The 13,065-nt window shown below is 49.5% G+C and carries 8 protein-coding genes and 1 pseudogene; 5 read left to right on the forward strand and 4 right to left on the reverse strand.

Annotation, left to right across the window (positions count from 1 at the left end):
• Positions 1-135 precede the first annotated feature (135 nt).
• Positions 136-741: a glyoxalase-like domain protein gene (locus OXH18_RS05355; protein WP_315874628.1), complete on the forward strand. Its 606-nt coding sequence runs from the start codon at positions 136-138 to the stop codon at positions 739-741.
• Here OXH18_RS05355 and OXH18_RS05360 read toward each other — a convergent pair.
• The 4 genes from OXH18_RS05360 to OXH18_RS05375 form a co-directional block, all read right to left on the reverse strand.
• Positions 692-2,056 (reverse strand): hypothetical protein, encoded by a 1,365-nt coding sequence (locus OXH18_RS05360; protein WP_268611373.1) that lies wholly within the window; start codon positions 2,054-2,056, stop codon positions 692-694. The two genes, OXH18_RS05355 and OXH18_RS05360, sit on opposite strands and share 50 nt — an antisense overlap.
• 129 nt (positions 2,057-2,185) lie before the next feature.
• Positions 2,186-2,554: a hypothetical protein gene (locus OXH18_RS05365; protein ID WP_268611374.1), complete on the reverse strand. Its 369-nt coding sequence runs from the start codon at positions 2,552-2,554 to the stop codon at positions 2,186-2,188.
• A 598-nt stretch (positions 2,555-3,152) separates the two neighbouring features.
• The gene (locus tag OXH18_RS05370; RefSeq protein ID WP_268611375.1) at positions 3,153-3,437 is read right to left on the reverse strand and encodes a DUF6737 family protein; all 285 of its coding nucleotides are present in this window, start codon (positions 3,435-3,437) and stop codon (positions 3,153-3,155) included.
• A gap of 98 nt (positions 3,438-3,535) precedes the next feature.
• Positions 3,536-5,122, reverse strand: coding sequence for an LCP family protein (locus tag OXH18_RS05375; RefSeq protein WP_268611376.1), 1,587 nt, complete (start codon positions 5,120-5,122; stop codon positions 3,536-3,538).
• 502 nt (positions 5,123-5,624) lie between these two features.
• Here OXH18_RS05375 and recJ point away from each other — a divergent pair.
• The 4 genes and pseudogenes from recJ to gntT form a co-directional block, all read left to right on the forward strand.
• Positions 5,625-7,424, forward strand: a pseudogene (gene recJ, locus OXH18_RS25285) (single-stranded-DNA-specific exonuclease RecJ); the annotation flags it as partial.
• 1,642 nt (positions 7,425-9,066) lie between these two features.
• Positions 9,067-10,731: a hypothetical protein gene (locus tag OXH18_RS05385; protein WP_268611378.1), complete on the forward strand. Its 1,665-nt coding sequence runs from the start codon at positions 9,067-9,069 to the stop codon at positions 10,729-10,731.
• Between the two features lie 232 nt (positions 10,732-10,963).
• Positions 10,964-11,542, forward strand: coding sequence for a hypothetical protein (locus OXH18_RS05390; RefSeq protein ID WP_268611379.1), 579 nt, complete (start codon positions 10,964-10,966; stop codon positions 11,540-11,542).
• A 154-nt stretch (positions 11,543-11,696) separates the two neighbouring features.
• Entirely contained in the window at positions 11,697-13,055 is a 1,359-nt protein-coding gene (gene gntT, locus OXH18_RS05395; RefSeq protein WP_268611380.1) for a guanitoxin biosynthesis MATE family efflux transporter GntT, read from the forward strand.
• Positions 13,056-13,065: the final 10 nt, after the last annotated feature.

The raw sequence follows: 13,065 nt of genomic DNA on the forward strand, positions 1-13,065 counted from the left end.
GCTTAGACGAGATTAAGGGCGGGTTGGTAGACTGAGAATATTCAGGAAGTAACATATCCTTAAAATCTCTATTTTGCGCAGGCTTTTGTGCAGACGTTGTTAATTGACTTTTACGGAGATCTTTATTTAGCGTTCATGGTTACTGTTGCTCAATCTCCTATTCAACTGCTTCCACTTGCATCGCAGACGATCGCCTCGTTTTTACCCTCACTGCCCTTAGACAGCCTGCTCTCAACGCAGGGTATTATGGTAGCGCTCCTGATTGCCTATGCTGGAGCGATGTGGATGTTTTTGACGAGTGCGCCCAAAGTTTACACCGTCATGGTGTCTGACATTGAGTTGGCTCGACAGTTCTATGAGGGACTATTGGATTTACCCGTAGCGGATGTGCCCCTGCACTATTACTACAACTATGAACAAACGCTAGGAGCCGTTGGTGTCGATCCGCTGTATGCCTCTACGGCCAGCTTTAGCCAACCGACGACCCAAGCCTACAAAAACTCAGATGGGCTATGGTATCAGCTTAAGAAAAACACCCAGTTGCATGTGATTTCAGGGGCCAGTCTAGGTGCAAAAAATCGGCAGCGCCATGTGTGTTTCGATCACGACTGTTTAGAACAGCTTCTGTTGCGGGTTCAATCCTATGGGCTGAAATTCAAAATCCGTCGCGACAAACCGTTGAATTTTCTCGTTAAGGACTTGGACGGACGGGTGATTGAGATGGCTGAGGTGTCAAATTAGCAAGGTTTAGCGTTTCCAGTTCAGTTTGAATCGGTTCATCGCCGGGTACATCCACCACAATTAAATATCCTGTGAAGTTTTGTTCGCCTGCGGTTCTCAGAGCCTCCAGGATTTTTGGCATATCTGCTGCTAGCAAGCGTCCCGACTCGTCATAAAGCTCCAGCGCTGACAAACAACCGATCGTCGGGTTCCAGTTTTGGCTGGTGGGGTAGCGTTGATTATTGCTAAAGAACGTCGTGGCTTCGCCTGTGCCGTGGATGCGAAATAGTGCCCGTCCCGCTTTACCGGCCCAGTAGATCTGCTGAATCGGGAAGTAATTGCGCCAAGCAGGAGGCAAAAGTGCTTGATAGTCAGACAGCCCAACCCAGGAACCCGATCGCCCTACCACAAATTCTTGCACACCTGCCTCAAACGGCACAAATAAATTCACCAGTGAAAATTGCCCAAAGGCTCGAAAAAACTCTGTGTCTGGCTGAGGAATTGCCCCTTGAATCCGATAAATTCCCTGCGGTGTCTGCCCCCGCGAAAACACCCAAGATAAATCATGGATCGATCGCAATGACAGCGGCACCGACCAAAGCTGTCCATTGTCTGTCAGGAAGCGACCGTGACGATCCTTCAAAATTGCCTGACATAGCACACCCCGATCGGGACGGCAAAGGACATACAAGTGGGGTTGATGGGGCGCGATTGTCCACTCCAGTAAATCAGAGAGCGGCGGCGGGGTTTGGCTGTATTCGGCAACTTCGCGCAGCGTGGCGTACAAGTAAACATTGTGAGTCCAATTAGGAAAGCGCTGCTGAATAGCGGTGGCCCACTGTTGCTGTGAGGCTGGGTCTAGTCCACGTTGCACTAGGGCTGAAAACGCCATCGCCACCCACATTGGATCGGGGCTGTGCTCGATCGTTTGCACCAAGGTTGGCTCTAGGCGGCTGTACACGGTTGGATGCCCTAGATAAAGCTGCGTTCCTACCTGCATTGCCATATCAATGGTGCGCTGTTGGGCTGTGGTCAAATTGGAGCGAGTTGCCAAGCTCATCAGTTGCTCGATCGCTTCGGCTACATAGGGGGCTTGCGGTTCAACGATCGCCGTAGTCCACAGCAGGTTGCGCCAAAAGCTTTCATTGGCATTATTCACAGGGCGCAGGTTCAGGTCGTAATGCTCTGGACGAATTTGCCGTTCCTGTTGCTGACGATACATGGCGCGATTGGCTTCAGTGGCTTGAACCATTACATCAGCTTTGGCAGAAACCGCTGTCACCCCTGGGCTAATCACCAAGATGCCGGCAACAAGAAGTTGTTTTAGCCTTGTCATATTTCCCCGCAAACCATTACAAGCCTTCTAGTTCAGCAAGAATAGAACTAAGTTGCTTCTAAGCCCTTGAGCCAGCACGCGATCTGTCACTTTCTTGCTTGCACTTTCTTGCTTGAAGTGCGATAGAACTTAGTAAGCGCAAAATTCTACCGCATTATACCCAGTGCTGGACTGAATGTAGATATAGTAGTCGCCCGTTTCAGGAATCCAATAGTTTACTTGGTCGAACTCCACTTGGTCGCCGTAAATTTGTCCGTTCGGGCCAGAAACATAGGCGGTGTACTGCGTCCCATTGCCAATATTTCTCAGGGTTAGTGTCTGTCCAGAACCTATATTCAACACAAACTCTCTGCCTCTAGAGAAGTCACCCGCATATGCTCCGCAATAACTGTTTGAGGCAAATTCTATGCGAGTGGTAGCCAAGGCGATCGATGCGTTGCCGGTCACTGCCATCGTAATGGCAATCGGTAAGCTGAGGAAGCGAAGAAGTTGAATCATAATAGCAACAGGGTTCACAACGACGGACAGATACAACTTCAGTCATCTCAACAACACATCATGATTGAGCAACAGAAATCCATCGAGAATTCATATAAAGAAGCTTATGAACCTCATCAATCCCATAAATCTTTAACTTTGATTGTTTAGCCAAATGCCGATCGCAATGCTCACAGCCGTTTTCCGGAGCGTTAGCTGCTTCAGAAACTCTAAAGGCGGGACCACTTTGCAGAATTGCAATAGGATCGCATCAATGCGACGAGTCGATCGGAGATGCTTGGTTGATGGTGGTCACTGCCAAGAAGTTGGAGGAGGCAAATCAACAGGAAACCCGTCGCCTGACAACGGAACAGATCCTTGTTGTTATGAACTGATCAATGGGGGACTAGTGGAGATGCTACCCGCAAGTTGGATCAATTTGCTGATTGCCAAACGGTTGTTTGTGGCGTTGGTCAGGGTATTGGCGCTCGAAAGTAACAGGATTGACCCTAGAACATGGATTCTATGAAGCGAAGGAATTTGCGGGGGATGGGGCGATCGAAACTCGAATCAGGGATTTGATCAGGGACTTCCTTACAGCTAACCGCGAGTCAGGTGCTCAATCTCTAGAGGCGGTCCTGTGAGTAGCCCCATCAGTAGCCCCATCAGAGGCTTGTGTTTGTTCATTGGCGAGGTTCGCTAGGTCGTTCGCCATCACCTGAGGATAGATCAACAAAAAGAAGCCCATCCAGACCAAAACAGGAATCGCCACTAGCACCGTCACCCAAACCAGGCGCAAGAGCCACCAACTGCCGCCGATCGCCACAATTCCAGTGAGAACAATTGACCACGGCTGACACCACCAAGGTTTGTAGTGCCAAACTGTGGGAGGAGAAGATGCCATCGTAGTAGTTGTCCTTCCGATCGTCTTGTGTGCTGCCAGTGTAGTGTTCTGCCAATAACGATGATAGATGATAGCTGCGTTTGAACGTGAATGTCGGACTAGTCAAGTTGCACCGAAGAAGGCAGTTCCTCGGATAGTACCTCTAATTGTTCAGTTTCCCAAACGGTAGGGGCATTGTCTGGCGATAAGTCGTCGATGGCTGGATCAATCGCGCCGCTTGGGTCCACTGACTCATGCCCAGATTCGATCGCAGCGGCTTCTGGTACTGGCGATTCGATCGGATATTCGGCATCTGGAATATCAGCAGGGGGATGCAAGATTTGTAGAGCATCTTGTCCCAAACGAATAGTGATATCAGACTCTAAATTGCCCGTGCTTTCGACCAACACTTCCCCAAACCCCAGCGCCTTGTGAATAGCTTCGGCATTACGGATATCGCCGTGTTGAGCAATAATGCGTGTGTCTGGCAAGTCCTGTTCCCAGGATTTATCTTCGACATAGACATTGCCATAGCCCGCATTTCCCAAGAGATTCATTAACTTTTGCAGCGCATAGGCATCACCCGTGCTGTCTTGTACGACCACTCGAACATAGGCGGCACCACTAGGCAACTCGTATCCATAGGTAGCCTGAGTATGACCAAAATACTGCTGCACCATGATGTCAATCTCACTGTGCGACGGCAACCAATAGCCAGCCCCAGTTTCGCTATCAAACCCACCAGGCAACATCAACATTTGAGCATTGGGACGATCGGTTTGAGCAGCGAACCCAACCAGGGCTACCAACTCTTCCACGCTGAGGTTTGTATCAAGGTTCGATTGAATGACCGAAAGAATTTGTGGCAATCGAGGTAGGGTAGAAGGCTGTAAGGCTTGTTCCATCAATTCTCGCATTAACATCTGCTGGCGTTGCACTCGGCCAATATCGCCATATTCGTCATAGCGGAATCTGAGAAACTGCATGGCTTGTTCGCCGTTGAGGTGCTGTTCTCCTTTTTTAAGGTTGATGTAAAGGTGTTGGCTATCGTCTTGATATTTCATGTCTTGCGGCACATACACCGTTACCCCGCCCAGGGCGTCAATCAGTTTCTCTACCCCTTGCACATTAATGCGAATATAACGATCGATGCTCACCCCTCCCAACAATTCGCTCACCGATCGCGCCGTCAACGCCGGGCCACCTAACAGATTAGCCTCATTTAGCTTGGTTAAGCCTGCCCCTTCTACCCAGGTTCGAGTATCTCGTGGCAATGACAGCACCGCTACTTGATGCGTCTGAGGATTGAACCGCACCAGCAGCATAGTATCCGTTAAACCATCAAGCCGATTAACCAAAGCATGGTACCCCTGGTCACGCAATTCTTCAGGGGGATCTACCACATCGGACGTTAGAATCTTGGTGCCTAGCACCAAAATATTAACTGGGCGAGTTAGCTTTGGTAGCCGAAAGTTCATGCCTGTGGAAATGGGTTCATCGTGGTTGAACTCAAAGACAGGCTTGCTCGTTCCAGTGAAGGCTCGATGCATAAAGGGTGTACCAGCGATCGTGACGGCAAGCAATGCGCCAGCCGACGCTGATACACTGGCCACCCCGATCAAGCTTAAGAGAAGCCAGAGCCACTTGCGACGATGACTGACTGGCGGCTTCAGAACTTTAGGGGAGGTTGAAAAACTTTTGGACACGAACTTCCTCACACATCAGTAGGGGGTAGATCAGGGATTGGGAGTTAGAAGCGACTCTCGTTAAGAGTGCTAACACCAAGCAGATAAAGTGTTCTTCGCTGCCAGAGGTAAATCATCAGCCAGATATTAGCTAAAAAACAGGCAGACGTCAGTAGGCTAGACATAATTAGCAATGGTAGAGTTCACGAATCTGTGGTTTGAACAGGGGTGCTTAATACTACAGCACTGAGTAGTCCCATCAGGGTAAGGGATACAGTGGGTTGGCGAGCTTTTTGCTAGTCGCAATTGCCACGCTGCAAGGCAAGTGTCCACTAGATTGCCCACTTTGCTATGAAATCGGTCTGAGGAAAGTAATAGTTTATCGATTAGCAGAGCATTTAATGCAACGTGGCTTAAAATTCTTGACTTGACAATTGAGGTAGTGATTATGCCGCTTAGTATATTCGTCCTACCCACATTGATATAAACTGGTTGCTCAAGTGAATGACTCTTCCATCCCCATCTGTCTGTGTCTCGATTTCCCAACCAACGATGGCAAATTGCATCAGCCGACCCAGTGCGATCGGTGCAATTGGCTGATCTGACTGAGGTTTCACCGCTGTTAGCCCAGGTGCTACTCAATCGTGGTATCGATACGCCGGAAGCGGCCGAAACTTATCTCAACCCCGAATTACAGCGATTGCCATCACCGCTAGAAGAATTCCCCGATCTACCGATCGCCCTAGATTTATTGCTGCGAGCGATTGGAACCCATCAACCCATCGCCATTTGCGGCGATTATGATGCCGATGGCATGACCAGTACCGCGTTGCTGCTGCGAGCCTTGCGGGTGATGGGAGCGATCGTGGAGTATGCCATTCCCAGCCGGATGCAGGAAGGCTATGGCATTAATCAGCGCATTGTCGAAGAGTTTTACAACGAAGGGGTGGGATTAATTCTGACGGTGGACAATGGTATTGCCGCCTATGAGCCGATCGCCCGTGCCAGACAACTGGGTTTAACGGTGATTGTTACAGATCATCACGATATTCCAGAACAATTGCCGCCTGCAAATGCCATCTTAAATCCGAAGCTAATTGATGAAGCATCGCCCTATCGTGGGGTGGCAGGAGTGGGCGTAGCGTATATTCTGGCAATTTGTTTAGCACAATGCCTTCAGAAAACTCAAGACCTGACGACACCCTTAATTGAGTTGTTTACACTGGGCACGATCGCGGATTTGGCTCCACTGACCGGGGTAAACCGACGCTGGGTGAAACGGGGGCTAAAATTACTGCCCAAATCGCGGCTGCCGGGGGTACAGGCATTGATCCAAGTGGCAGGGCTGAGCAACGAGAAAGAATTGAAACCAGAGGCGATCGGCTTTCGCTTAGGGCCACGCATTAATGCCATTGGTCGCATTGCTGACCCGCAAATTGTGATTGATTTGCTGACCACAGACGATGAGGGTCGCGCCTTGGAATTGGCGATGAAATGTGAACAAGTCAACCAACTGCGGCAACGATTGTGTGAATTAATTGAGCAAGAGGCGATCGCTTGGTGTGAACAACGTGCAATCAATTGTCAGCACGAGCGGGTGTTAGTTGTCGTGCAACCTGGTTGGCATCATGGCGTCATTGGTATTGTGGCGTCGCGACTAGTGGAACGCTATGGCGTCCCCGTGTTCATTGGCACCTATGAAGAGGAGGACGAGCACCACATTCGCGGTTCAGCCCGGGGTATTCCCGAATTTAATGTGTTTGAAGCGCTACAATTCTGTGATTCGGTATTAGAGAAATATGGCGGACACCGAGCGGCGGGCGGCTTCTCGCTGAAGGCAGAAAACCTAGAAGCATTTCGATCGCAATTGCGTTTGTTTGCCCATGGACAACTGCAACCCCAGTATCTAAAGCCATTGGTGACAATCGACGCACAAGCCAACTTCAGCGACCTCACGCTGGACTTCTACAAACAACTCGACGTGTTACACCCGTGCGGCATTGAGAATCCCGATCCGGTGTTCTGGACGCCCAATGTTCGGATTCTGGATCAAAAGGCGATTGGACGGCAACAGGCACACTTGAAGTTGACGTTGGTGCAGGAATCGGGAATCCGGAGTTCGGAGTCCGGAGTCGGAATAACTTTAGAGTCCCAACCTTCAATTACCAACTACCAATTACCAACATCCATCAAAGCGATCGCCTGGCGCTGGGGTGAGTTCTATCCCCTGACGAGTCCGCTGGATGTGGCATATCGACTGCGGTTGAATGATTGGAATGGCGTGCAGACGGTGGAGCTAGAGTTGGTTGGGGTGCGAGTTCCTGAAGGAAATGATGGAGAAGGGGAACTGGCTGACATAACAACTCAACCCACGATTCAATCTGTGATGACGGATCACGATCGATCGACGGGGGTTGGAGCGGTATCTCCATCGCCAACCTTGCTAGGAGCGGATTCTGCATCAGAATCTCCACCCCCGAAATCTTCACCGTCCATGGCGCGGCGATCGAAATCGTTGGCTCGATCGATTACGCATCCGGTCGAGCCGCCCTCGCCCTCTCCCGCAAACCCTATGTCTGTTGCCGAGGGTTCGGAGGAGATTCAGTCGAATCAAGACAGTGCAAACAATACGACATCCAATACTGCTTCCAATACAATCTCTGCTAAAATCAGTTCTCCTCGCATTGAGTTCTACTACAACAAGCGCAAATATACCTGCGGACTTTTGCAAGTGGGTGAAAATCACGAATTGCGCATTCGCAATTGGGAAGGACAAGTTCTCACAGTGCAACCACAACAACGACGCGGTTTACTGGGCAAGCGACGAGACGATGCCAGAGAAATTGATGTGTCTCATCCACACTATTTCAACTTGATTCGGGCAGCATTGAATGCGCTCGATCTCGCCGAAAAAATGCTGCTCATTCAAGCGAAAGATCACCTGCTGGCAGCCAAAGATCAGCAGATTGAAATGCTCAATCAGCAGTTGCAAATGCTCGATCGTCAATTGACGCAACTGTCGCAAGAGCAACAGCAACAATTTCAAACGCTGCAATCTGAGTTACAACAGCGACAAACTTTGGTTCAAAATCACGAAACACAAATTGCCCAACTGCAACAGCAGCTTAGCCAACACAAACCGCTACCGAAACCCGAGGAACTTAAACATCAAGCTCGATCGCAACTTGGTGATAGCGTTTGGAAATGTTTGAATCCTCACAGTCAAAAGGATCTAACTGCTGCCCTCAAGCACTATTACTCGATTCAAGCTGAAACCTTTACAGCGTCTGTCACCGATTACTCTGAAGCAGGATTGCGGCTCGGATGTGCGGTGGAACGAGAAGTGATTCAACCCTTCTTTCGGCAATTACATCAATTTCTACTCAACAACGATGGCTTGGATGAAATTGGTGGGGTAACGCTGCGGCCTCGTAAACGCTATACTTTGGGAATGTTGCCGCCGCTGTTGTCGTCACAATGGTATTCATTTCGCGACACCATTTTGACAACCTGTACGCAGCTACCCGAAGAGGATTTTTACTGCACGATTAAATGGGATCAGGTGCATCAACCCGATCGCGATCGCATTAATGCTTTCTTGAATCAGTGGGATCATGCCGTGGCCCACTGGCTCTTGAAACATAAGGTGGCGGCCGCGTCTGCGATTGATCAAATCAATAAACTGCGTAACGTTGCAGCCCATGCTGAAAATTCGCTGTATCAATGGCAGTACGACCTGATGCAGGTTCTGGTGATGGGCAGTGAAACCCAATTTGGTATTTTTCAAGATATTTATGGAACTTTGTAGCGAAATGACCACGCCAATTGCAAAATCTGCTTCTAGCCAGAGGCGTCGTTGGTGCAAGTATCGCTAAGCTAAGAGGCTTAGTAGGTTTTTATGGGTAGCCGCTACCAACTGAATCGGGCTACACTATCCTGCTTACTGCATTCGGGTGGTTGCATCGATGGATATTGGCTCTGTTTGGACACAAATTCTTACCGCCTTGGTAGTTGGATTGCTGACAGCATTTGCGTTTCAGTTTTTGCTGACCAGTTTAGGCATCGCCATAGGGCTATCCGTCTGGAGTCTTGCCACACCCGATCGATCAGAGTCACTCAACCAGGACACCCAATCCAACTCACGCTCGAACACCCCGTCGGCTGATTCTTCCCAACTAACCGGACAAGAACCCAGAGGCGCTAGTGGTATTGGCACAATGGCGGGTTTTAGTATTCTACTGACCGTTAATTTTGTGCTCTTTGTTGCTTGCTTTCTGGCCGCTAAATTTAGTCAAGCCGTTGATCCTATCGCTGGTGCAATCGAAGGCGTTGTGGTTTGGTCTGCCTATTTTTTACTGTTAATTTGGCTCAGTTCAACCGCAATGAGTTCAGTCGTAGGAGCGATTGTAGGAGCCACAACTGGTGGGTTTCGGCAGCTTCTTTCCACCATTGGAACAGCACTCAGTCGCTCTGAGACCGAGGCATTGCCCACCGATCAACAACTGCTGGCGTTGCAACAAGAAATGCAGGAGATGCAAGCTGTTCTTGACCCGGAAAATTTACGCCAGTTGCTCGAAACCCAACTGCAATCGTTACCGCCTGATCCGTTTCCTCATAGTAATGCCTCTCTTGCGCTTAAAACGACGGCGACTAAATCGTCTGCCACCACCAGTGACATTGCGATCGATTTTTGGCAACAGGTAGAATCCTACCTACAGATTGCTAGCCCGAAAGCCTTGGCTCCCAAACGCTTCGATCGTCAGTTGCAAAACATGTGGCAGGCAACTCAGGCTAAGTTTGAGTCGCATGTGAGAATTTCTACAAATCCCAACCTCGATCAGTTCTATGATCGGGATGCACTGCATCAAATTTTAGAACAGCGCCATGATTTAAGCGATAAAAAGAAAACGCGACTGCTCGATCAATTGCAGGAAACCTGGACAGATTTTCTAAATAAGGCCGAACCGGAGGCAGAAGTATCTACTGCCTCCGAAGAGACTAAAAAGACTGACGATTCTGATGGCACTACCCAGTCGTCAATTGCGCAACTGACGACAAAACTGATGCAATCGGCGTCAGAAGCTAGCCTGGAACAACTGCTTGCTAATCTACCAACGTTGTTGCAATGGCTGAAAACAACCATGCCTGCTGAGATGCCAAGTTTGGTTCCCCTTATTTTGTCGATCGCCCTCGACAAAATTCGCAGTTCAATGACTGCAACTAATTTAATGGATGCTGAGTCATCTACCCCCAATTCATCAAACCATGAAGCACACGCTCCATCCCGTGGAGGGGGTTCATTGATTAACTATGTCACTCTGCGTCAATCGCTGAATCAACTGTTAGAAAGTTCATCTGAATTGGCAAGCTTCAATCAATCACTGGTAACACAATTGGAAGCTTGGCGCGATCGATCGCTGCAACAGGTAGACTTGATTCAACAAGCTGCTCAGGATCGCCTTCATGCCGCCAAGCAACAAACTCAACAGCGGCTAGATGAGACTCGCAGAGCCGCTGCTACCGCTGCTTGGTGGTTAGTCATGACAGCCACAACTGGTGTTGTTTCGTCTGCCCTTGCAGGTGCATTGGCCGCCAATTTTGATCTACGCGATCTCCTATTCTGGTGGTAGCGGAAAAGCTGAATGCTTCTAGGGTTTCAGGCTGTTTTCCTCGATTGCCCCCACAGGTTTCGAGCATCATTGACGGTGGAACTAAACCAGAACAATTGCAGAATGATTGCAGAAAAATGCATGAACGATGAAAATTCTCTACATGATTCATTCTTAGTTCTCCATATTTGTTCTCCTGTTTTCAAAATCAGACTTAGAATAGGTAATAGAACACTCCGTCTCGTGGCAACTAATGGCAACTCAAGTCTTGAAACGATCTAGGGCAAAGTTTGTATCCAAACAAACCGTTGAACAGGTTGGAATTTTTCTGCAAGAGTTACCGGAAAAAACACCGGACACGCTCTCTCTGCGGCAAACGATCGAACGATTGCGAGAATCAATTGAAGCCGCCTTGGCGAAGGGCTATAGCTATGAAGAACTTGTTCCCATGCTGGCTCAACAGGGAATCGATATTCAACCCTCGACTTTGAAGCGCTATGTGCTCACTCGCAGCGATCGGACGGGTAAACGTGCAGGTAAAACCACCCGTGGTCGCCGCAGAAAGGCTGTGTCTGATGAGGTGGACGATACCGATGCTGTATCCAAACTCACAGCAACCAGTGGAGCCGCCGTCGATGACGAGGATGACACCGATGATATCTCCGATGCGCCTGCTCGCAAACGCGGACGTGCGGACAAAGAAACAGCGTCTGAGCCTCTACCGATCGAGGAAGCTGAACCTGTCCGCTCTACTCGCACGCGCCGCCGGTCTACAGCATCGTCAGCCAAGTCTAGCCCGCGCAGTACTTCGAGCCGCCGTCGCAGATCATAGGAATCCTCTCCAGTGATTCTTGATTTGGTTTAGGTGCAGTTGTAGAGATGCATCATCAGGAGCGGCTAGTTCAACCTTCAATTTCGGTTCCTCCTCTCTCGATTCTGCAAACAGTCTAGTAGTATCGTAGATAAATGTTTGCAGGTCGATCGCAATGCCGTTTGCACTTCCAAGTCACTACAATTTTTTGCCTCGTTTCTACCGTTTGTCATCGGTCAGCGTGCTCTCTAATATGATGGTACCTTTGGCGGGGCTAGTGGATACGGCCTTCCTGGGGCACTTGACCGACATTCGACATTTGGCTGGCGTCATTTTGGCGTCTATCCTGTTCGATTATTTATATCGAGTACTGAAGTTTCTGCGATCGAGTACAAATGCTATCACAGCGCAAGCAGTGGGGCGTGATGATCCAAAAGCGATTGTGTTGGCAGGAGTGCGCAGCGGTCTTATTGCCCTGGCGATCGGACTTGTGATCCTATTGCTGCAATATCCACTCCAAAAAGCAGGATTTGCTATTCTTAGCGGCTCGCAAGACGTAGAAGCATCGGGTGTGGACTATTTTTATGCTCGCATCTGGGGCGCACCCGCTGTATTGCTCAACTTTGTTTTGATTGGCTGGTTTCTAGGTCAAGAGAAGAATGGGCTGGTGCTGGTTATGTCGATCGTCGGCAACGGGTCTAATGTGTTGCTCGACTACTTGATGATTTCTCAATGGGGCTGGGCTAGCGCGGGAGCCGGACTGGCAACGGCTGCTAGTCAATACTTATCGTTGCTGATTGGACTAATTGGCATGGGCGTTATTGTTCCCTGGACGGCAGTTTCGGCGGCGTGGTCAGAGATATTTGATTGGGCGGCGCTGAAGGAAACGGTGGCACTAAAGGGTAATATTTTGATTCGGTTTTTGGTGCTCATTTCCACGTATGCCATTTTCACCAACCTAAGTTCGGCCATGGGAACAACCACACTCGCGCAGAATGGGTTGTTGTTGCAAATTGCCCTCTTGAGTCAGTTCACAATTCAAGGGGTTGGAATGACGACGCAAACGCTAATTGGTAATTTCAAAAGTAAAGGCACGATCGATCGGTTGTTGCCGGTGTTGATCGTGTCAGTATTGACAACGTTGCCGATCGCCCTTACCTTTGCGCTAGTTTCAATCCTGTTTCCAGAAACGGTATTTGGACTGCTTACAAATCATGCAGAAGTCAATGCCCACATCACCAACTACACCCTATGGCTGTTGCCGCTGCTGGAAATTACGGCCGTGGCGTTTATGTTGGAAGGCTATTTCATTGGGCTAAAAGCAGGCGAAACGCTGCGAAATGCCGTGTTGATAGCCTTTGGGTTGGGATTTATCCCTGTAGCAGTGACGGCGTGGTATGTGCACAGCAACCATCTGTTGTGGCTATCGCTGGTCATGTACGTAACGGTGACAGCGTTAGTGTTAGGCTGGCACTTGCCCAAAACGCTGGAGCGTTCGGATGTCCCCGACCAACGTCCGTTACCAAGCTCCTAGTAGATGTAAA

The sequence above is a fragment of the Thermocoleostomius sinensis A174 genome, from assembly GCF_026802175.1.
GTDB classification, from domain to species: Bacteria; Cyanobacteriota; Cyanobacteriia; order Elainellales; family Elainellaceae; genus Thermocoleostomius; species Thermocoleostomius sinensis.